The following is a 21,643-nucleotide window of genomic DNA, read 5'->3' on the forward strand; positions in this document are numbered from 1 at the left end:
ATGAAAAGCCGGAAGGAAGAACATCCGGATGAATGCAATTATGAAACTGTTAAAAAAGAAACAAGAAATGAAAGTTTGTAAATTCGGCGGAACTTCCGTCGGCACCGTAGAGAGAATGAAACATGTAGCAACACTCATTAAAGATGCAACACCCAAGATTGTGGTACTGTCTGCCACTGCAGGCACCACCAACCATCTGGAGGAGATTGCCGCCAACTTGTTCAACCGTGAAATAGAACAAGCTCACGACCGTATCACCCGGCTGGAATTCCAATTCATCGAATTTGCCAATGGGTTGCTGACCGACGAGAAACTGAAACGGGAAGCAATAGATTATATCCTCGACCGCTTCCAGCAACTTTGGAAATTTACCAAAGATTCCTTCACCTCTGTCGAAGAGAAGGAAGTGCTGGCACAAGGCGAACTTATCAGTACCGCCCTAATGCACTTCTACCTGCGCGAGCTGAAAGTTCCCAATGTACTGCTTTGTGCATTCGACTTCATGCGTATCGGCCCCGACAACGAACCCGACTTGGAATATATAGAACAGAAACTCCGAGAACAGCTTGCCTGCCATCCCGGCATCAATCTCTTCATCACTCAGGGTTTCATCTGCAAGAATGCCTATAACGAAACAGATAACCTGAAACGCGGCGGCAGTGATTACACTGCTTCCCTCATTGGCACCGCCCTCCAAGCAGACGAGATACAAATATGGACGGACATAGATGGCATGCACAACAATGATCCGCGCGAGGTGTCAGGTACCCGCCCCGTGAAACGCCTCAGCTTCAACGAAGCCGAACAACTGGCCTTCTATGGTGCCAAGATACTGCATCCCTTCTGTATCGCCCCGGCACGCCTAAGGAATATTCCCGTCCGGTTGCTTAACTCTATGGAACCGTCGGCAGAAGGCACGCTAATTTCCAACCTGCAGGACGACAATATCATCAAGGCCATAGCCGCCAAGGACCACATCATATACATAAAGTTCGAATCGAACCATAATCTGTGTCCCTATCTGTTCATCAGCAAGATTTTCGACATTTTTGCCAAGTACCGTACCCCCCTCTGCCTGCTGGTATCTTCCAATCTGGACGTATCTGTGGCTATAGACGACTGCACTCGTTTATCGAACATCATCTCCGAACTACGCCAATATGCCCATGTATTGGTAGAAGACCGCATGACCATCGTCTCCGTGGTGGGCAACATGCAATGGGAATATGCCGGGTTTGAGGCAAAGATTATGGAGGCGCTAAAGGACATCCCCCTACGGATGATTTCATATGGCAGCAGCAATAATGATGTGGCATTCGTCATTAAGAATACAGACAAAAAAAGGGCTTTACAAGCCCTAAATGATAAGTTATTCCAACCGGAATATGCAGAACGGAACTAAAAGAAATGGTTCCGTATCTCCTTCGCGATGTAACGGCCCATCAGCTCCTGCCCCGGTTTGTCGGGATGCAACCCGTCGCGCAGATAGCGCCCGCTACCGGAAGGCTGCTCAAACTTTTCGGTGATACCACAATTGGAGTAACAGTCTATCAGCTGCACGGAAAGCGCCCGGCACAACTCACGCAAGATGGCAATCTTCTGCAGATTCAGTGCATTGTGTTCGGGGTTGCCGGTCTGAATCGGCGTGCACACGAATACGCGGCATTGGGGATAATGCTCCAGAATGGTCTGAATGGACCAACGGGCACCGCCCGCCATGGTGTTGACATCTACTTCATCGAGCGTCTTCCCTTTAAGGGCCTCTTCGGCACTACCCAAGTTACGGTCATTCGTTCCCATAGAGAACACAAAGACATCGGGCGCAGGGTAAGCGCCACTTTCCACTTCGGCTATGAACTTCTGGATATGCACCTTTGACACGTTGTTGTGCCGCATCTGTAACTCATGCTTATCCTCCGTAACCTGCCAACCGCCGGAGATGCCGGCAAAAGCTTCGCTGCCATAATCCTGAGTATCGGGATGGCATGCCCATGTGGCAGAACCGACCGCCACGTTGTGATGTGTAGCGAATCCGAGTTTATCCACTACAGTCTTAGACCATTGTTCGCCTGCGGTAATGCTGTTTCCATCGCACCCGAAGTTCAGCTTGCTGAAGTCCGGATAAAGAGATTGCGCATGCAGCGCAATCCCCATCCAGACAAGAATCCCCAAAACCATCAATCTATTCATCTTCTTATGATAGAAAACCTATGAAAAACGTTCAATAATTTCCATGCACATACGTCCGTTGTGATACGGACATTTCCAGAATCCCGCCTTGTCATCATCGGTGTTCACCGTGCCGTCGGCACGCACGCTCCAATGCCATTCTCCGTACTTGTAGTCTACCAGATGCTGCTTGATGAAGTCCCAACATCGGAGAGCCTTCTGCATGGCCACTTCGTCATCAAAGTGCTGGTAGAGGTTGGCATGTCCCACTACGTTCTCGGCCTGCACCCACCAGTGGCGGTCAGTATCGGTCTTTCCTTTATCCAGAAAAGTCTCGTATATCATGCTGCCGTCGGGCGTCAATCCTTCATCGGCAGCGGCAGCGATGTATTCTACAAGTGGTTCCACTTTCTCCAGGAGGTCCTTATCGCCCAGAACAAGGGCAGCCTCGTGTATCAACCAGGAGGCTTCGATGTCGTGCCCATAGGAGACAATGCGGTATTTACTAACCCAATCATCATTGAAGAACAATTCCAGATGACCGGTCTTGATATTCAGAATCCGTTCCGTGAAAAGGCCTATCAAATTGCGCAGTTGCCTCTCCAGACGGGTATCCTTCCACACGCGGAAAAGATTGGTATAAGGTTCCAGAATATGCAGATGGGTATTCATCGTCTTGCGCTCGTTCTCATCCTTGGCGCTGAGGCGCATGTCGGCTATTTCTCCCCATTCGCGGGTCAAGGCTTCGCAATAACCGTTTTTCACGGGGTCGAAGCTATGCTCTTCGATGGTCTCGAACAAGCGGATGGCATATGCCAGCGCTTCATCATCGCCCGTGGCACGAGCATATTCACTCAGCCCGTAGATGGCGAACCCCAAAGCATAAATCTGCTTCTTGGTATCGAGCGGATTGCCTTTATAGTCGAGAGACCAGTAAACTCCACCAAATTCATTGTCATAGAAACGGTCGATAAGAGTACGTTTGGCACGCGTAGCCGTTTCCAGATACTCCGGCCTCTTCAGCAAGCGGTATGCAGCCGAGAAGGTCCACAAGATGCGGGCGTTCAGGATTGCCCCCTTTTCTGCTTCGGGCTTCACCTCCTCCCGGCCCGTGATACGGCCGTAGAAACCGCCGTTCACTTCATCCGTCATTCTATTTATCCAGAAGGGGAGGATATTGGAAACCAGCTCCTCCTCCATCTCCTGTTTCATCTTCTTGATATCCACAAGTTTTTGAGTTATGAGTTATAAGTTATGAGTTATTCTGCTAAAGGTTCTCACGGCGCTCTTTCAGGTCTGCATTGATGGCTGCCATACGCGTCTTATTCAATGGATAGATGAATACGACAACGATGGAAAGTGCGGCTATCGCAGCAGGAATAAAGCTCATCAGATACTTCAAGCCATCCAGCGCCTCGGGAGTCTGCACGGCATTCTCTGCGGTATTGTAACCGAAGAATGCCAACAGTGCCATTACTGCCCAGCCTGCAAATGCACCGCCAAACTTCTGCGCCATAGAACCGGAAGAGAATATCAGCCCCGTAGAGGATGTGCCATCCTTTTGCTCGGCATAGTCCGCCACATCCGCATACATGCTCCAAATCAACGGAGATACGATACCGGTGCAGATGGAGATAAGCACCTGGAAAATCATCATCAGCCACCATCCCAGCCCGTCATTCGGCACAAAGAAGAAGAGCACGCTGAGCACTACCAGGCACACGAGCGAAATGATATAAGTGGACTTCTTTCCAAACTTCATGGACAGAGGCACAGCCAGCGCCACACCAATCATATTACACACTTCACCCACCATCAGGAACAAGCCGGCATACAATACCAGATTGAACACCCCGAAATCGAGGAATGCATTGGCACTGATATAGTCCTTGAAGAAGTAGGCGGCAGTAGCTCCGCGTACCGTATTGAAGAAATTCGACAACAACGCCGCACCATTCAATATCCACCAAGGCGAATTGCGCACCAGTGACTTCACATCCTTACCGATGGATTCGGACGCCACACTCTTGACATGCTCGCGCGTCATGCTAAAGCAAAACAGAAAACCCAAAAAGCAGAGCGTGGCAATGCATACCATGGCATATTGCCAACTGGAAGCATTGCTATAGTCCATTGATTTAAACCAATTACACAATGGCTCCCATGCTCCCAAAGCGATAAAACTACCTCCGTATGCAAAAAACATACGGTAAGAAGAGAAAACCGTTTTTGTGTTCGAATCATCAGTCATTACTCCCAACATAGCCCCGTATGGTACATTGATTGCCGTATATACCGTCATCATCAAGATGTAAGTGACATAAGCCCATACCAGCTTACCCGTTGTCCCCATGTCGGGCGTTGTAAAAAGTAAAATCCCGGCAATGGCAAAAGGAGCTGCAATCCACAACAAATAAGGACGGTATTTACCCCAACGCGTATGAGTACGGTCTGCAATGACTCCCATCATCGGATCGGACACTGCATCCCAAATACGTGTCACCAGCATCAGCAATCCTGCATCAGCCAAGCTCAAGCCAAAAATATTCGAATAGAAGAACGGTAAGTAATAGGAGAATATTTTCCAGAACATAGAGGAAGACATATCCCCGAAACCATAACCGATTTTCTCTTTTAGTGTTGCCATAGTATGTTGTATTTTTATTATTTCATTATCTGCAAATTCTTGTCTATCAGCTTCTTCAACGTTTCTACCGAAGCTGATGAAGACAAGCCGTCAGCAGGCGTATTCATGCAATAGTCCACCAGCTTATCAATGGTAGAGGTAGCCACATGCATCCGCGTGTCGGAAGAAGCGTAGTAGATGAATACTGTTCCGTCTTCGTCGGCAATCCAGCCGTTGGTGAAAAGTACATTGCTTACGTCACCTATACGCTCCTCACCCTCGGGTACCATAAAGGCCCCACCGGGAGTGGCAATCAGTTTCGTCGGGTCTTCCAGGGAAGTCATGTACATATAGAGCACATAACGCAATCCGGCGGCACAACCGCGGACACCATGAGCCAGATGCAACCATCCTTTCGGAGTCTTGATGGGATGCGGACCTTCACCATTCTTCACCTCCTTGATGGTGTGATAGTAGCGCTGGTCGATAATCTTCTCTTCCTTCACCTCAGCATGGGTTATGTCGTCCACCAGCGCCCAGCCGATACCACCACCGCTGCCGGCATCAATAAAGCCATCCTGCGGACGGGTATAGAGGGCATATTTGCCATCTACAAACTCCGGGTGCAGCACTACGTTGCGTTGCTGGCTCTTGGTCTTCAGGTCGGGCAGGCGTTCCCAGTTCTTTAAATCCTTGGTGCGGGCAATGGCAGCTGTAGCCGTAGCCGAGGACAAATCACCGGCAGGCGCATTGTCGTCGTGGCGTTCGGCGCAGAAGATACCGTAAATCCAGCCGTCCTCATGAGCCGTGAGGCGCATGTCGTATACATTCGTTGCCGGAATCGCGTCTTCGGGCATGGTGATGGGATAATCCCAGAACCGGAAATTATCAATGCCGTTGGGACTCTCGGCTACGGCAAAGAACGACTTACGGTCAGCGCCCTCTACACGTACCACCATCAGATACTTGCCATTCCACTTAATGGCCCCCGAATTCATGGTCGCATTCATACCGATACGTTCCATCAGGTACGGGTTGGACTTCTCATCCAAATCATACCGCCAGAATACAGGTGTATGAGCAGCCGTCACTACCGGATATTTATAGCGGGTGAATATGCCATTGCCGTCTTCCACGGCCACATTCTTTCTCGTAATCAACTCTTCGTGTCTCTGAAAGAGCCTCTCTACCTTTTCTTTAAAAGCTTCCATGTCTGTTATATTGATTGTTTGTTTATTGATACAGATTTACATCAGCTGCAAACAGCGTCTTGGGATTGTTATAGAACTCCACAAAATCCTCCGCAGATGTCTGTCCCGGATAGGGGGCATAGTAATGGGTCACCTTTTCACGGGCATTGCGCCACACCAGCACATAGGCAAGCGGATATTTCTCCAACGCAGGCAGCAGAGTACCAGTCCACCATTTGGCATCGGGAATTCCTTCGTAACCGGTTTCGGTCACAGCAATCACCTTATTGTGTGCTTTCCCTACACTGTCGATAATGGAAAGTGCCCTATCCATCCCGGCAAGATAGGCATCCCGATCGAACTGATAGGTATCGAAACCGATAACGTCTATCAACTCATCGCCCGGATACTTCTTCAAATATTCCGTCGTGTCCTTGGGTTCCGTGCCCGGAGAGTAAGCATAAAGTGCATTGTCCACTCCTTTGGCCTGCAGAGTATCCACTGTCATGTGCCACAATGCCTTATACTCTTCAGGGGTACACAGTTTTTCGCCCCACCAGAACCAGCTGCCGCTGTGTTCGTGCCAGGGACGGAAAAGTATGGGTATCTTCACGCCGTCCGCCGTCTTCAACGAATGAAGGAAATCGGCCACTCCTCCCAACCAGCCGGCAAATTTCTGGTGATTCTCGCCACCAGGCAAGATGGACTTCACCACCGTCGTATCCGATACATCCCAGGCATCACCGCCCGTCTTGGGATTGCGCGCATGCCAACTGAGCGAAACCATGCCGCCCCGCTGATACTGATTGATTATCTCTTTCCTGATTTTATCGAAGGGAACCTTATCCAGATTGGCGGCATTCCCAAGTTCCAGCTCTCCCAAATCAAAGCTGATAACAGCCGGATAGTCGCCACACACGCTTTTCACATCCGAACGGCCTTCCTCACCTTCCCAGCCGATACCATATACCGTATCGTCATGATGGCCGAGCATGATACCTTTGGAAGGGATTTTTTTCAAGTTAGCCAGTAAGTTCTCCGTTTCCTGCGTACGCGCAGCAGCCGTCTCTTCATTCACACTCTGTTCTTTCTTGGAAGAACCGCAGGCGGTCAACAGACTTGCCGCCAGAATCATCATAGCAAATTTTACTTTTCTCATATCCATGTTTTTCAATCTGGTATTGTTATTGGTAACACTAATTCCTGGCACAAAGATAGCGGATTGCACCAAGAGAAAATGATACAATTTTATCCCTTTACTGTATTAAAAAGCAGAATATAAAAAACGTATCATCTAACTTTCACCGGAACGCGCTTCCGCGAGACAATTCCCCGTTCCACTTTCCGGCGTTCCAGCTTCACCGGTTCGCTTGTAAAATCGGGAACATTGTACGAGTAGACCAGACGGTCGTAATACTCCCAAGGATTTTCCTGAGGAAGCAGGAAAGGCTTGCCCACCACCCCATTCTCATCCATACTTGCCAGATACAGACGGGTATAAAGCCCATCTCCCCTGCGGCTACTGAACACAAACCATCGGGAGTTACTGCTCCAGTTATGGAAACTTTCCGTATCATCGCTGTTCACCTCCTTTATGGGACGCATACCGCCATCCTTCAAATCCAACAGCCATAAATCGGCTTCTTTATGCCAAATTGAGAAATTCCCGTAATCCGACAAAGTAAACATGATATACTCGCCATCGTACGAGGGCCTCGGGAAGGAGATGCTTTTCTTCATAGCTGCCGCATTGACCAGCGTATCTATCTTTTCGCCAAATGTCCCGTCTTCCGGATTGAAATCTATACTACACAAGCTATAACGTATTTCCTTATATTCCGCCGGTATCGGCTTGGCCTCCGCAGTACAGAAATACAGTTTGCGTCCGTCCGGTGAAAATACTGGAAAGGTTTCGAAGACTTCCTTCTTCTGAAGCAAGGGAGAGAGCAGTAATTCATGTGTCTCGGGATGATAGACCAGTACATCCGATTCCAAGTCGAGCACTTCCACACGCTCATCCTTCACCGCATGGAAAGACTGGCGCGTATTGTTGACAGAATAGGCAATATATTTGCCGTTTGGATGCCAATAAGGGTACACCCCCGCAGAGAGAGTGGAATCCGTTTTCGTATCCAGCATTTCGCGCTTCCCGTCTATCTGCATCAAGGTCCCTCCGTTCTTTCCACGGATATGCAGGCTCAGATGGTCCGGATTTGTTTTGTTGAAAGCATGACAATTCAGGCACATGCCCGGCACCATGGTATTCTCCAGCAAGGGACGCTCCTCGAACGAAGCAAGGTCACGCTCATAAATGCCCATCTTGCTATAAACTTCATATCCGGGAGCCAGCTTGCGGTATACCACCCCATAATCTATAGGATACGGACTGACATACATGGGAAAAGAGCGGTACTGTTTCCACTCGCCGTCTTTCCGGATACATACCGTAAACAGAAGGCTATCACCCTTGTTCTCCTCCAAAAGCTCTTGCCATGCATCTTGCGGAAATGATACTATTTTATCATTTACGTGCATCTCTCCGGACTTTCCTCCGGTCACGGTCACATCCACACGTTCGTACGCTCCACCAATACAATTGAAATTCATAGGAGCAATGGTTGCAGGAATAGTCACACCGATATAGTCGGGATAGATATCCGGCCATTCATCCACCCTTTCCGGGGAAGTCACCGGATTGCCGCAAGCGGCAAACCACCATGCAGCCATTATGCAAACAGCTATATTCTTCATCTTTTTCATTTTACTTTCTTAGTAGCAAATAATTCCAGTATGTACTGCCGAAACGCGCCTCCAACATCTGCCGGGCATTCTGCTGCGAGGTATATATCCGCGCAAATTCCGTTACATCCCGCACCACTTGGGGCGAAATACTCCACGGCATACCCTGGAAGTTCTTGTGCGTCTGTGTCCATACATATATCAACGCCTCTTGATAGCTGCGGGGAATATGGTCGTAGCCGGCATGCTTGCCCAGCGGATAGTACTTCATGAAACGTTCCAAATCACGTTGCTGCAGGACATAGGCCAGCATATACTCAAATGCCATCCGGTTCCGGTGGTTGTGCTGGTAAAGCAGCCCCAGCATGATGTCCGTTTCCTGGCTGCTGAACAAGAAGTCTTCCGTATAGCGTATCTGCCTCAACCAACCCCACTCCTTGTGGGCATTGATTTTTTCCTCATTATACAGATAGGTCATGGCATCCTCCGCCCAATCCTTGTAGAAGATTGTCTTCCTCAACAAACGCAGGTACTTGGCTGCCACTTCGTATTGCCCGTTTATCAGGTTCGTCTCCGCCAGACGCTTGAAGCAACGGCCACTCTTGTTGAAGTTAGGTATGGCCTCCATCGCCTCAAAAGTGAAACGCTGTGCCGTATTGACCATACCCAAATGATAGTATGCCTCACTGGTGGGCAACGGAGAAGTAAAATCACGCTGAAACTCCGGCAGCAGCCCTTCCGTCCCGTTCTGGTAAAACTCGAACATACGGTCGCCCATCTGTCCCGTCTTTCCCAAAGCAAGATTCAGGCAGGTCACGCCGAAAGGTGAAACCGGTGACTTCTCTTCTGCCTTTTCTATAATCTCCTGCCATTGTTTATTACGTACCAGCTGGTCATACTCCATCGCTTCCTCTTTATCCATATCGCAACCGGCCACCACGTAGTAATAGCCGAACAATGTTACCGCCACCACTTGCAGAACTCCATAAAATACCGGCTTCTTCTTCAAAGCGGGCAAAGCGGACAGCAGGAAGGGGAGAACAACCAGTAATACGGCAAGCCCTATCTCTATCCAGGGAATCACTGCCGGGAAACGGTAATATCCTATACCGCCCATCAGACGGTAAATGGGGAATTGTACCCACATGCTTGCCAATAGCGGACAACCGATACCCCACAATCCTACACCCCAGAACACTCCGACACCACCCCAGAAATTCTTACCTTTAAGATTCAACCGGAACTCGCGTACAATCACCCAGCCCATAAAGATGAAGTGTGCCGCACCCGCTGTCCAGTAAAGCAGCGGAAGGGCTATCAGAATGTATGCCACACGCTGCCACTTCCCTTTCAAATCCGCATACCAGCAGGATGCAGACAATGCTAACAGCAGAGCCACCACCAATGACAGCATCGCATTTTCATCACCCATGAAATGCCACAAGACAATGATGGGCAGAAAACTCAGCGGATAATACACATCAGCCGCACCCTGCTCCTTCGCCAGTTTCCAAACCAACCGTTGCAACAACACGTACAAAAAAGCCAGAATACAAGCTCCCGCCCACACGTGATAATAGAACTGCGTCAGATACTCAGCGATATAATCGGCCAACCCACCGGGAACCACTATCCGTTCCCACCAGTAGTCGGCATCGAACAAGAAAAGCTGGAACTGCTCCTGATAGGAAATATGGGCCGGATATACGCTTCCCCAAAAGAGAAGCACCGCTACGCCAAAAAGTATCGACAACCCTATCTTCCAAGTCTTTTTCAGAAATAAGAACATTTACTATTTACAATTTATTATTTACAATTTGGTACTCTCTGTATGTCTTGTCATTTGAATTCCTCAGCCTTCAGTTGCCGGTTTATCCGCTTGATGGAAGAAGCATCAAAAGGAACGGGAGTAGCCGACAAATCGGGAATATTGTAGGATTTCAATGTCAAATCGTCTTTTTCAGGGTCCGACTGGGGTAGCACAAAAGGCTTATGCGCCTTCCCTTCAGCATCCAGATAGGCAAAATAAACCCGCCCGTACTGCCCGTCACCCCGCTTGCTGGCAAAGGCAAACCAACGGCTGCCTGACGACCAACTGTGATAAGTGTCCGAACGGTTGGAATTGACCATTGGCAGGGAATCGATGGCACCCGTCTGCAAATCCATCAGCTGCAATTCCGTCTCCCGGTGCCAAATGGGGAATGTTCCATAATCAGCAACGGTATAGAGCAGGTAGCGGCCGTCCGGTGAAGCTTTCGGATGACACACGGAGCCTTTCTCCAGCCGGGCATTCCAAAGGGTATCCACGCGGTCACCCCATGCGCCGTGATTGGCATCGAACGCAATGCGGCAAAGCGAATAGCGTAATTGCTGTACGCTGTCCGGCAATGGAACAGTCGGAGCTGAGCAGTAATATATCCATTTCCCATCGGCAGAGAATGTGGGAAAAGTTTCCAATACGGTGGAATCCGCCGTAAGCGGAGATAGAATCATCCGGTTTCCGTCAAAATCGGCGACAGCCAAATCGGAGACGGTATCGTAAACTTCCAGACGGCGGTTACTTTCCGTATGGAACATGGGAATAATCACATTAGACGAGAACACACCATACCGCCCGTCAGGATGGAAATCCCCGTAGACAGCCGCAGATATCATCTGTTCATTCTTCAAGGCAAGCTTACGGAGCTTGCCGTCACGGTTCAGGACAGTCCCCCCTCCCTCACCCCGAAGATGGAACATCGAAAGGTTGCCACTATTTCCTCCGTGCACATGACAGTTCATGCACTTGCCGTCTGTCTGACTGTTATCCGCCAAAATACGCTCTTCGAAATTCTCAATACAACGTTCACGTATCTGCAAGGTATTCCATACCTCATAACCGGGCTCTATCAGACGGTAACTGACATAGGCGTCAAGCTTGTCCGCCACTACCTGCCATGCAAAGGAAGGATAGCGCAGCCAGCGGCCGTCGGTACGGGCAGTAACAGTTACTTCCAAAGTATGTTCCTTCTCCGCTTCAAGCAATGCACGCCAAGCTTTCAAGGGGAATATCGCCTTGTTCCCGCGCGCATTTATCTCCAAGCTGTCCGATGCTCCCTTTACACTCACGCATACCGCATCCACCCCTTCATTCCGCACAAGGAAATTCAAAGGAGCCACATTGTAGGGAATGGTTACATCCTGATATTCCGGATAGAGCACCAATAACCGGTCTGCAGGCTGTACAGACTCCGGACGGGGACTGCAAGCATATAGGCAGTAGCACAGTAACAGCCCCACAACAACTTGTATATATTTCATATCTATGTTCATCATAAATCACTTCCCCTTTTTCATCGTAGCATAGTGGAAATAAAACCAATATGTTTTTCCGTATTTGGCTTGCAAAGGGGCACCATTACCACCATTCGCCTCGTACAGTCGGGTATAATCGCCAAATTCATCCAATACTTGAGGCGGTATATTCCATTTTTCCACTTCATCCAACGAAGCCTTTTTCCCGGCAAGATAGATAAGTAAACCTTCGGCATACAATCTGGAAGGAAACTTCTTTGCAGCAAACTCCCGATAATCTCCGGCGAAAGCCCCAATATCCTTATTCAGCAAATCAAAGCAGAGAAGGTAATCGCATGCCAACGTATTATCAGGATTGTTACGCAACAGATGACGAAGTGAAAGCGGAATGTCGGCAGAAGAACGCAAAGTATCCGTTGCAGGCAACAACAACCGCTTCCGTTCCAGCCATTGGCAGACTTCGGCCGTCTGTTTTCCGGGAATACGTCGTTCTGCCCAATCACGGTAACACATTGTCTTTTGCAGGAGACGAAGATATTTCATAGCCGCCGCCTCATCACCGTTCACCAGGTTGATTTCCGCCAAACGCTTGACAGCTCTTGCCCCGGTGTGGTGCGGAGAAAAAATCATTCCCAGAATGGCGGCATGTTCAGCCATCGTCATATCTCCCAACGCAAACCAGACTTCATTGGCTGCATAAATAGTGAGGTAGGTAGAATGGGGAGCCACAGGCAGAAACAGCCCTTGCGAAGCCGGTTGATAACCATCCATCAGCCGGTCGGGAAGCCGGTTCTGCTGTGCATTCAGCAAATTATAATAATAGGCAGTGAACGGAGAGCGGTATTCACCCTCCACCAACAGTTTCCGTACTTTTTCCGAACGGCCGAAATACATTTCCGAATCCAACGCCAAAAGATATTCCCGCCCTAAATCGGGCATATTGTACCATCGTGACGACCAATCGCCACAGCCAAACAGCCAATAGCCGGACAATACCGCCAATATGCTTACCGGTAAGCCCGACTTCCACGAACGTCGCATGCAGCTACGGCACAACAACAAAACACCTCCGATACCGGTTAAAGCGATTGTGCCGGAAAGCGGATAACTCAATCCGCATTGCCTTCCTGCCTCCCAAGCCACCGCCAACACCGTAGGAATCCACGCCCAACGTCCCATGTACGGAGCCAACAAACGAAACACCACCACTCCCCAAAGCAACAGCACGACAGCCATTATGGTCGGGCCACCCCCTTCGTAATAAAAGAATTGAGTGAGGAAATCTCCTGACAGACGTGCCAGAGCCGCCGGATGCCGCAGATACCCGGCCAATGGTTCGGTGGCAAGCAAAAAGAGCTGTGTCTGCTCCCGATGGAACAGATGATAGGGCAATATCCGGAAGAAAAAAAGAAACAACGCCAAAGCACCGATTCCTGCCGCTCCCCATTCAATGTATTTCCTTCTGCAAGCTTTCATCCAACAGTTTTTGTTGTTCTTCCGTCAAGGAGCCACGCACCATCTTCCGCATGAATGTCCCCAACGTATTGTTTCCCTGCTCTTTCAAAAACAGAAAGTTCGTTTCCTGCTCCTGCATCCTCAGACTGTCACGTATCCGTATCAGATGCAGTGAATCTTTTCCGGTGGCATTCCGTAGTCCCGTCCGGATAAAATGGTAAGCCTCTTGCTTCTTTTCCCTCCCCTCTTTCCATTTCTGAAGGGCATCATTTTGCGGAGTGCCCGTTACCGAACCGACAGAGTCGGCCTTCACATGTATGGTTCCCGGCTCCGTCACCACCAGCAGTTCCTGGATGTAGATACGCAGCAGATGGCGCAGACGCAACACCCTCATCTCCTCCCCTTGTCCGGAAAAAGAAAAAGAGGCATTGGTTATCTTTACAGAATCCACCCGCCCCGGCGCATTCTCCATCGGCACGAGGTATATCCATTCCCCGTCGTATTTCACCGACGGCAACGTTCCTTCAATCACATAATTCTGTCCGGAATTTCCACAACTTGCCCAAAGAAGGCAACTGATACAGAAAAGCAAGATACGTGTTTTCATCCTTATACATTAGAATTTCAACAAAGGTAGGCGTTTACCAACTGTCAGCCTAATATTCAATTAACCAAAGATAATATTTTTAATCAGAGATTTTCTTCACCGCCATACACTCCATTTCCACCAGCCACCCCGGGCGACAGACGGGAGCCAGCGTAATCACTCTCGGCGTATCGGGAAAACGCTTGTCAAACATCTCTTTCACTACAGCATAATCCGCAATATCACGCAGATAGACAATGATATGCCCTACATCTCCAAAGCCGCAGTCAGCTTCCTTCAGCAGAGCCTCCACATTCTCCCACATCCGTTCTGTCTGACGGCGTACATCTCCGGCATACATCACTTCCCCACGGTTGTTGATACTCGCCGTACCGGAAATGAGTACTTGCCGACGGTCGTCGTAATCCACCGCCGTTCCCCGTTCGAAACTGACTCCATACTCATAAGTGGGATTCAGGTGTGTGCGGGCATAGAGATATTTGATTTGTCCGGGCTTTAATCCCGCTACAGCAAAAGCATCAAGCATCACCAATGCTTTCGGGTCGGCATGACGCCCACCGATACCGGTACTGGCAATATAGTGCGTGTTCTCTGTCAGGTTCTGGGTGACGAACATCTCATTGCGTGCCTTGACTACACCGGCATAATTGCAATCCACATTCTGCACAAATATCCAGGTACGCAGGCAATTGTCGGCCAAGGTACACCCTTCTTCCATCAGTTGCATGGCATAGTCGTTGAGCAAAAGACGCATCTGGTATTCCGAATTGGCGGCACGGTTGAAGCTGCCTCCCATCCAGAGCTGGCGGTAAACACCGTGTTTCACTTCATACAGTCCGTTCGGCAGCACTCGTGTCTGCACATCGGTCTGCAGATAGGCCCACAAAGCAATCTTGGTACCATCCAGCGGAGGCTGTTCCACCACAGACAGCGCGCAATCGGAGCTTTCCGCCGTAGCGGCAAGCAACAGTTCCGCTTGGTTGGCGGCATCACTCAGGAAGTATCTTTTAAAAACCGCCACGGCTCCGGACAGTTCTTTTTTCAGTAAAGCGGCATACGCATCCAACACGACATTCATCTGTTCACGATAGGTCTGTTTCGGGTCAGTGGCATGTATCATCACATGGTATTCCGTCACTCCGCCGGTCACAACAAATGCAGCCACTTCCGCCCTGCCTGAAGGATAAGAGTATGATGTGTATTTCATATCATTAACAAGAGATTGTTTCAATCGCAAAGATAAGTTTTTTATCCGACAAGGAGTAGTGAAAATCGCAACTTTCGCTTGTTTTGTTCTTATAAAAAAGTTACTTTTATAGAAATCTATAAAATATACAGTTATTATGAGCGAAAATATTTATCCCATCGGCATCTACAACCTGAATTAATAGGAATCTATGTCAATCCGTAATGAGACTATAAACCGGCTTTCTCTTCCTTCACCCCTTCACCTTTCGCATTATTTCCCTATCGTTCAACCCTTTCCGGTGAAACTTCTTTCTTCCTTCTCACCACCTCATATACATTGCCGTACTTCGTATGCCGGCGTTTCAGTCCCACCCGCAGCAACACCGAACCGAACTGCATGGGATTGCTGCCACGCATCAGGGCGGGATGCGTTTTTTGTAACTCATCAAAGATGTCGGCGGCAGTCAGATCGAAGCTCTTCTCTGCCGGAAGCGGGGCACGAAACAAGCTGTGAACTGCCTCCTCCACAAGGCTGACACGATAGAAAGCCTCGTTATGCCATTGCAGTTCCTCCTCCTCCGGCTTGGTGAACCAGTTGCGCCGCCCGGCAATGAGTTCCGCTTTCAGTTGGGCAAAAATCTGGTCGTGCTCTATGCCTATGCAGTCAATATTGTGCTTCACCTCGATGCAGAGGAAGCGCCGGCTCCCGGTGGGGTCGGTCAGCAGGTCGAACCGGTTGCTGGTGCCGATGAACGAGGCGATACGGGGCAGTTGCCTGAAGTTCTGCTGATAGGCCTTGCGGATGTTGAGCACCGACATCTGCATCAGATTTTTCAGTAAGGGCATTTTGTTGTCGGCATACTTGTCGAACTCGTCCATATTGAGCAGCCCCATTTCCGCCAGCATTCTCTCAGCTTGTCCCTGCGAGGTCAGTTTCAGGTTGTCGGCGTAGTAACGCGTCAGCACGTCAGGCATCAAGGCGCGACAAAAGCTGGATTTCCGTCGTCCCTGCTCGCGGCTGACGAGAACGGGAGCCACGCTGTTGGCATGCAGTCCGGACACGCCCATCCATTGCGAGGCAAGTCCCAGCATCCAGGTATGGAATCCCCGCACCCAGTGAGGCCGAGAAGAGACGCGGCAGGCAAGCGCAGTCAGCCGGTCCTTGCCGTCCCAATCGGGCAGTTCGTCCATGTAGAGCAGGAAGGGATGGTAGGCAGGGATGTAAGTGGAATAGACGTATCGGTTCAAGTCCTTGTCCCAGCAAGGAATACCTTCGGCATGGGCTTCGATGCAGAAAGTGTTCAACTCGCGCTTGCCCACGGGGGTGAAGGCGGCAGAGCGTTGTCCGGCGGGGCGGAACTCGGTTTCATCCGTCAGCAGATTATAGCGAAAGTCGTAGCGCGAAGTGAGGAACTCCTCGATGTCGCCGCTCAGTGCAGTCACGGTGCTTGCGGCTTTCGCGCTCCGGCGGCGCTGCTCTTCCCGCTCCTTCCAGTTTCGGTCGGTCGTTTCTTTTTGTGCGTGTTTCAGCCTTTCGGAAAAGGCTATCAGTTGTCCCGCTTCCTTCAAGAGCCGGTGTTGCTGCAAAGTCATCAGTTTTTTCTTCATAAATATTTTTTATTAAAATGATTATTGGGAGGTTTCGAGGAAGGGAATCATCCTTTCTTTCCTCTCGCCTCTTCGCCAAAGTTACTGCCTGCCGAGGGCGTTTTGCAAACCATTCTCCGCTTATTCTTCAAAAATCATTCCTGCCGACAAACATACTTATTTATGCTTCGGAACCCTTTATTTTCAGTACCTTTGCACGGTTCTTTATAAGTGAACGCCCCGGGTCGTCCAATCGACTGACTTAGGTCGTTCAATCGAACGACCCGGGTTATTCGTTCGGCCGACCGGAGTCGTTCACTTACAGGAAGACACTTCCGAGGGAAGAAACAAGTATGTTGAACGCACTAAAACCTATTGATATGGCAATACTATATGACTGGTACGAGAATCCGGGCACTAATGAGGAAGCCCCTGAAGAGAGAGGCCTCCATCCCCGCCCGTTGCTCAACGGGAAAGTAACCATGCGGCAGCTCTACAACCGCGTGCATGCCCGCAGCTCGCTCACGGTGGGCGACGTGATGAACGCGATAGACTGCCTGGCGCAAATTTGCGGCGAAGAACTGCGCGACGGCCACGAGGTGCACATCGAAGGGCTGGGCTACTTCGCCCCCACCCTGGAAGCCACACAGAAAGTGACCCGCAGCACCCCGAACAAGCACCTGAAACTCCGGCTGAAAAGCATCAGCTTCCGTCCCGACGTCAGGCTGAAACAAGCGATGACGGGAGTCAATGCCATCCGCAGTAAATACACCCGCCACTCCCTGAAGCTTTCGGAAGTGGAGATAGACATGAAGCTGAAAGAATACTTTGCCGACCACGACGTGCTGATTCGCAGTGACTTCCAAGCGCTCTGCGGCATGGCGCGCACCACCGCGAACGTCCACCTGAAACGGTTGCAGCAAGAGGGCAAGCTGAAGAATGTGGGGAAGCCCACGCAACCCATCTACCGGGCCATGCCGGGATACTACGGCGTGTCGCGCGATGCAAAGGCGGGGCGATGAGGGTGGAAAGCGGTTTCACCGGGAAAGCCAATGAACAGGAGGATGGGAGAAGGAGGTGAAGGAGATGCAGGGATAAAAAGAAACATTCTGCGCCCTGAAATCAGGGGTAATACAAAAAGGAATGTGAATTGCATCCGGAAAGGCAATAGAGAATGAATGCGAAAAGGCGAATCTCACGACTCGCCTTTTCCTGATTTAACCATTAAACAATTGTACTATTCGGTTAATGCATTTACAATTATCCGATGTTACGGGCGACTAATAAAGTCGGGGGGTAACGACAACTGCTTTGAGTTGAATAATTCATTTATAGATTATTCTTAAAGTGCCTTTTTAGAAAACACAATGGAGAAGAATGACGCAGGAACTGTGAAAGTCCTACCAGCAGAAAGCGGTTGTCTAACATTTCCATACTCCAAATAAATATAATTTCCATTGGTAGCACTCAAAGATTTTATAGTGTATGTGCCTGGCTTAATGTAAAAGTAATGAGCACCGCCTATATGTCCGGTATAATTAAAGATACCATATTCTTTTTTGTCAGAATCAACCAACACCCCACCGCCGTTTGTCTCTATTCCATACACTTTCATTATATTGTAACCTACTTTGGAAGGAGGAACATTATCATCAGTACCCGATGCTTGAACAATACTTGGAGTAGAGATTGTTCCTATATAATTTAAAGAAATATAGCCACCTCCTGTCACTTCGAAAATTGTACCAACCGTAAGTGCGCCCCAATTAGATTGTGCTGTACAATCCTCTAAAGCGACCACGCGGTAAACGCCATAAGCCAAGAAATAACAATATGGAGCAGCATTTGGGGTAGTAGTTCTCAAAACATACTGTTGACCACTTTCGTCACAAACAGTTATGCTTACGGCTACCGAAGCGTCAGCACCTCCTATCGGAAGTACAACCCGAGCATATCCGGTTGGTGTGGGAGGTACATTACTATCCATTGTATACGGTCCCAAAACATCCGCTTTAACAAAAAGAGCACAGAAGAACAGTAATATCAAAAAGAAAGTTCGTTTCATTGTTGCATTTTTTTATTAGTAATAAAAGTATACGAGTGGTCGTTACCCACCCGTACCTTTCAATATTAACTATTTTTTCTTGAAGTTCCAGAACCATGCCGTACCCCAAGCGCCAGCACCGGGTTCAGGAGCACAAAGACGAAGTTCATCTTCTGTAATCTTCAAAATATGATACTCATACTGACGTGCATTTCCTTGATTCGGCTGTATACCTAACAATGGAATAGTACCAGAGAACTCCATAGTACCTACATCCCAACCGGATTGCACCACATCTTCTGACACCTTGACAGAACCACTTTCACCACGACTTGTCTGAACACCAGTCAAACTAAGTGAGAACCAACCATTTAATCCATCATCAGGCAATCCTTTTCCTACAGCTTGTTCATCAATTTGCCCTCTACCGTTTCCGACATCTCCCACAGCATCACAAATCCACCAACCGGGGCCGGTATTGCCGAGATAACCTCCATTACCCCAACAACCGTCTGCAGCTTCTGTATTCCAGACCCAAGTGGTTGTTCCATAACCACCGTCCGGAGTTGTGCCGAATACATCAGCATAAATAGCGGGAAGATCTGTATACTCCGTTACTGCTATTGATTTGGAAGCCGATTTTGTTATGGAGCCGTCCGAATTAATGGTTGTTACATATACTTGCAATTCTTTATTAGGAGGAGCTACTTGAACCGACGGAGCCGTACCTTCTGCCAACTTGATATCAGACGTAGCATCATAAACCTTCACATAACGTGACGGAGTAGGAACAATCTGAATGTTGTTGTTTCCCTGGTTCTTGGCCACAAGTTCAAAAGTAAGATTTTCCGGTGTGACATTGGGATCCGGACTGATTTCATCCACTATCGGATCGCAAGCCACCAGCAGCATTGCAAACAAAGGTATTGCGAATAATATCTTTTTCATATCTTTTTTCATTTTAAATTCATATTCTATTCTTGCCAACCATTATACTCAGCACTTGCATCCGTATAACCCTCATTTTGTTCTACCTTTCCTTCATTCAGGAGGACTTGGTTTTCGGGAATCTTCTGGAAACCTGCCGTAGCCTTATAACGTGCGGCATAACCACCGTTCTGCGCCACATTACGGCTTTCAGCCCCATTTGTATAAACCTTTGCTCCCGTCTGTCTTTCAAGGGCATCGGCAGCAATATGCCAACGGCGAATATCGTTCCAGCGAGTACCTTCAAAACATAATTCCCAACGGCGTTCATTCTGCAATGCAGCCAACGAATATGTACCAATAGGTTCAAGTCCGGCACGACTACGCACTCTGTTTATACCGGAAACATCTTCCTTCAATTCAGACTGCATCAACAATACATCCGCAAAACGAATCAAAACCAAATCATGAATAGAACCGGTTTGCATCAGATTATCATTAATCCAGCCGTCGGCACCATACATTATCTTCTCAAATACCGGCTCAATCGTTTTATTTCCAGCCGCATCCGTACTATAAGCCATGATAGAACCTATTTTCATCTGATAATAATCCGTTTCTTGGATAAAGCCGTCACCACCACCTTTATTATAACTCGGCATATCCTCCGTCTTGAATACGGAGGCCGGACGACGGGCATCATCTTGTTCTGCCACACTCCAATCATTATAAAAATTGGGAGCTACAGGACCGGCACCCCATCCTTGTCCGAAGGGGAAAGAATTGGCCTGATCATTGCCACGTACACCAAAATGCAGAGCATAACCGTTACCATAACCGATAGTAGTGCTCCAAGATGCAAGTTTATTATATTTAATGGCAAACATGGATTCGGGATTTACCGCTGCATCATCTTCTACCCACTTCAATCCCTGACCGGCAGTAAACGGAAAATCTTCTACCGTACATTTATTGGTATATGCCCACAAATTACGAAACTCAGGAACAAGACTATAACCAGAATTATTCACACAATCATCAATATACCCAACCACATCCTGCTTGGTCAAAGTTGTCCCATCAGGCAAATCAACTGAAGTCAACGGACTATAGTTCGTACTAACCAAATCGTTCAGAGTTTCACCATTGCCATACATACCAGTATAATACAACCAAGCACGTCCTAACATAGCTTCAGCCGTATATTTATCAACATGCCCATCCGACTTGCGAACAGCCGGCATATTTGCAGCCGCATCGCGAAGATCCTGCAGAATCTGCCCCCAGATAACAGCGGCAGTCGGAGGAGTAGTATCTTCGGGCAACAAAGCAGTAATCACCAAAGGTACGCGCCCATACATGGAAGCCAACTCGTAGTAATAAAAAGCACGAAGGAACTTGGCTTCGCCCTCAGCCTGCGCTCTTACTTCCGGATCCATTTCAATACCAGCAAGAGCCTCCAACAACGTATTGGCACGGTTGATTCCTTGATAGCGAGCCACCCAGTAGTCCTGCGTAGCATTTGTACCCGTATTACAAATAAGGTCCAAAGATTGCATCAACTTATCATTGGGACCACCACCACCCAACATATCATCGCAAGCCAGCAGAGAATTATACAAGAAAGACTGCTGTGGAAAAGCATTGACATTATTCAGGTTCTGATATATGGCAGCTAAAGCCTGATTGGCATCTTCAGCCGTTTTAGGAAAATTGGTCGTATCTTTTTCCGTCAGACTCATCGAGTCCAAGCTACAAGAAGCAAACATTCCTGCTATCATCAAAGCTGCACCTATTAAATATGCTATTTTTTTCAT

General features: G+C 48.8%; 17 protein-coding genes. 2 read left to right on the plus strand and 15 right to left on the minus strand.

Going from position 1 to position 21,643, the window contains the following annotated elements; genetic code table 11:
- The first annotated feature begins 67 nt into the window (after nt 1-67).
- The gene (locus tag DWX62_RS00145; protein WP_008662927.1) at nt 68-1,402 is read left to right on the plus strand and encodes an aspartate kinase; all 1,335 of its coding nucleotides are present in this window, start codon (nt 68-70) and stop codon (nt 1,400-1,402) included.
- Here the strand turns inward: DWX62_RS00145 and DWX62_RS00150 are convergent.
- From DWX62_RS00150 to DWX62_RS00205, 12 genes are all read right to left on the minus strand, one after another.
- Nucleotides 1,399-2,190 (minus strand): SGNH/GDSL hydrolase family protein, encoded by a 792-nt coding sequence (locus DWX62_RS00150; RefSeq protein ID WP_005824695.1) that lies wholly within the window; start codon nt 2,188-2,190, stop codon nt 1,399-1,401. The two genes, DWX62_RS00145 and DWX62_RS00150, sit on opposite strands and share 4 nt — an antisense overlap.
- An 18-nt stretch (nt 2,191-2,208) precedes the next feature.
- Nucleotides 2,209-3,396 carry an AGE family epimerase/isomerase gene (locus DWX62_RS00155; RefSeq protein WP_008662925.1) on the minus strand — a complete coding sequence of 396 codons (1,188 nt, stop codon included), beginning with the start codon at nt 3,394-3,396 and terminating at the stop codon, nt 2,209-2,211.
- Between the two features lie 40 nt (nt 3,397-3,436).
- Nucleotides 3,437-4,816, minus strand: a complete 1,380-nt coding sequence (locus tag DWX62_RS00160; RefSeq protein ID WP_005824990.1) for an MFS transporter — start codon at nt 4,814-4,816, stop codon at nt 3,437-3,439.
- Between the two features lie 17 nt (nt 4,817-4,833).
- On the minus strand, nt 4,834-6,006 hold the full coding sequence (locus DWX62_RS00165; protein ID WP_005824991.1) for a glycosidase: 1,173 nt from the start codon (nt 6,004-6,006) through the stop codon (nt 4,834-4,836).
- 22 nt (nt 6,007-6,028) lie between these two features.
- The gene (locus DWX62_RS00170; RefSeq protein WP_120172552.1) at nt 6,029-7,144 is read right to left on the minus strand and encodes a glycosyl hydrolase; all 1,116 of its coding nucleotides are present in this window, start codon (nt 7,142-7,144) and stop codon (nt 6,029-6,031) included.
- Between the two features lie 131 nt (nt 7,145-7,275).
- Entirely contained in the window at nt 7,276-8,736 is a 1,461-nt protein-coding gene (locus DWX62_RS00175) for a PD40 domain-containing protein (protein ID WP_005834841.1), read from the minus strand.
- 10 nt (nt 8,737-8,746) lie between these two features.
- Nucleotides 8,747-10,513 carry a DUF6057 family protein gene (locus DWX62_RS00180; RefSeq protein ID WP_005834839.1) on the minus strand — a complete coding sequence of 589 codons (1,767 nt, stop codon included), beginning with the start codon at nt 10,511-10,513 and terminating at the stop codon, nt 8,747-8,749.
- A gap of 50 nt (nt 10,514-10,563) precedes the next feature.
- Nucleotides 10,564-12,039 (minus strand): PD40 domain-containing protein, encoded by a 1,476-nt coding sequence (locus DWX62_RS00185; RefSeq protein ID WP_005834836.1) that lies wholly within the window; start codon nt 12,037-12,039, stop codon nt 10,564-10,566.
- Between the two features lie 3 nt (nt 12,040-12,042).
- Nucleotides 12,043-13,494: a DUF6057 family protein gene (locus DWX62_RS00190; protein ID WP_005824997.1), complete on the minus strand. Its 1,452-nt coding sequence runs from the start codon at nt 13,492-13,494 to the stop codon at nt 12,043-12,045.
- Nucleotides 13,466-14,080 (minus strand): DUF4369 domain-containing protein, encoded by a 615-nt coding sequence (locus tag DWX62_RS00195; RefSeq protein WP_005824998.1) that lies wholly within the window; start codon nt 14,078-14,080, stop codon nt 13,466-13,468. Before DWX62_RS00195 ends, DWX62_RS00190 begins: the two co-directional genes overlap by 29 nt.
- Before the next feature lie 79 nt (nt 14,081-14,159).
- On the minus strand, nt 14,160-15,287 hold the full coding sequence (locus DWX62_RS00200; protein WP_005834831.1) for a Rid family hydrolase: 1,128 nt from the start codon (nt 15,285-15,287) through the stop codon (nt 14,160-14,162).
- A gap of 260 nt (nt 15,288-15,547) precedes the next feature.
- Nucleotides 15,548-16,876 (minus strand): VapE domain-containing protein, encoded by a 1,329-nt coding sequence (locus tag DWX62_RS00205; RefSeq protein ID WP_055288239.1) that lies wholly within the window; start codon nt 16,874-16,876, stop codon nt 15,548-15,550.
- 359 nt (nt 16,877-17,235) lie between these two features.
- On the opposite strand from DWX62_RS00205, the gene DWX62_RS00210 reads away from it, so the two are divergent.
- Nucleotides 17,236-17,877, plus strand: coding sequence for an HU family DNA-binding protein (locus DWX62_RS00210; RefSeq protein WP_005834825.1), 642 nt, complete (start codon nt 17,236-17,238; stop codon nt 17,875-17,877).
- Between the two features lie 320 nt (nt 17,878-18,197).
- Here the strand turns inward: DWX62_RS00210 and DWX62_RS00215 are convergent, their stop codons facing one another.
- The 3 genes from DWX62_RS00215 to DWX62_RS00225 form a co-directional block, all read right to left on the minus strand.
- The gene (locus DWX62_RS00215; protein ID WP_005825006.1) at nt 18,198-18,920 is read right to left on the minus strand and encodes a hypothetical protein; all 723 of its coding nucleotides are present in this window, start codon (nt 18,918-18,920) and stop codon (nt 18,198-18,200) included.
- Between the two features lie 69 nt (nt 18,921-18,989).
- Nucleotides 18,990-19,847, minus strand: coding sequence for a hypothetical protein (locus DWX62_RS00220; protein ID WP_005834823.1), 858 nt, complete (start codon nt 19,845-19,847; stop codon nt 18,990-18,992).
- Between the two features lie 26 nt (nt 19,848-19,873).
- Nucleotides 19,874-21,643, minus strand: coding sequence for a RagB/SusD family nutrient uptake outer membrane protein (locus DWX62_RS00225; protein WP_005825008.1), 1,770 nt, complete (start codon nt 21,641-21,643; stop codon nt 19,874-19,876).

It is taken from the genome of Bacteroides sp. AF20-13LB (assembly GCF_003603065.1).
Taxonomy (GTDB): domain Bacteria; phylum Bacteroidota; class Bacteroidia; order Bacteroidales; family Bacteroidaceae; genus Bacteroides; species Bacteroides uniformis.

What these genes read in the sequence shown, in the direction of transcription:
- DWX62_RS00145 (WP_008662927.1), top strand. Translation starts at nt 68, where the DNA reads ATGAAAGTTTGTAAATTCGGCGGAACTTCCGTCGGCACCGTAGAGAGA.
- DWX62_RS00150 (WP_005824695.1), bottom strand. Translation starts at nt 2,190, where the DNA reads ATGAATAGATTGATGGTTTTGGGGATTCTTGTCTGGATGGGGATTGCG.
- DWX62_RS00160 (WP_005824990.1), bottom strand. Translation starts at nt 4,816, where the DNA reads ATGGCAACACTAAAAGAGAAAATCGGTTATGGTTTCGGGGATATGTCT.
- DWX62_RS00165 (WP_005824991.1), bottom strand. Translation starts at nt 6,006, where the DNA reads ATGGAAGCTTTTAAAGAAAAGGTAGAGAGGCTCTTTCAGAGACACGAA.
- DWX62_RS00170 (WP_120172552.1), bottom strand. Translation starts at nt 7,144, where the DNA reads ATGAGAAAAGTAAAATTTGCTATGATGATTCTGGCGGCAAGTCTGTTG.
- DWX62_RS00175 (WP_005834841.1), bottom strand. Translation starts at nt 8,736, where the DNA reads ATGAAGAATATAGCTGTTTGCATAATGGCTGCATGGTGGTTTGCCGCT.
- DWX62_RS00180 (WP_005834839.1), bottom strand. Translation starts at nt 10,513, where the DNA reads ATGTTCTTATTTCTGAAAAAGACTTGGAAGATAGGGTTGTCGATACTT.
- DWX62_RS00185 (WP_005834836.1), bottom strand. Translation starts at nt 12,039, where the DNA reads ATGATGAACATAGATATGAAATATATACAAGTTGTTGTGGGGCTGTTA.
- DWX62_RS00190 (WP_005824997.1), bottom strand. Translation starts at nt 13,494, where the DNA reads ATGAAAGCTTGCAGAAGGAAATACATTGAATGGGGAGCGGCAGGAATC.
- DWX62_RS00195 (WP_005824998.1), bottom strand. Translation starts at nt 14,080, where the DNA reads ATGAAAACACGTATCTTGCTTTTCTGTATCAGTTGCCTTCTTTGGGCA.
- DWX62_RS00200 (WP_005834831.1), bottom strand. Translation starts at nt 15,287, where the DNA reads ATGAAATACACATCATACTCTTATCCTTCAGGCAGGGCGGAAGTGGCT.
- DWX62_RS00205 (WP_055288239.1), bottom strand. Translation starts at nt 16,876, where the DNA reads ATGAAGAAAAAACTGATGACTTTGCAGCAACACCGGCTCTTGAAGGAA.
- DWX62_RS00210 (WP_005834825.1), top strand. Translation starts at nt 17,236, where the DNA reads ATGGCAATACTATATGACTGGTACGAGAATCCGGGCACTAATGAGGAA.
- DWX62_RS00215 (WP_005825006.1), bottom strand. Translation starts at nt 18,920, where the DNA reads ATGAAACGAACTTTCTTTTTGATATTACTGTTCTTCTGTGCTCTTTTT.
- DWX62_RS00220 (WP_005834823.1), bottom strand. Translation starts at nt 19,847, where the DNA reads ATGAAAAAGATATTATTCGCAATACCTTTGTTTGCAATGCTGCTGGTG.
- DWX62_RS00225 (WP_005825008.1), bottom strand. Translation starts at nt 21,643, where the DNA reads ATGAAAAAAATAGCATATTTAATAGGTGCAGCTTTGATGATAGCAGGA.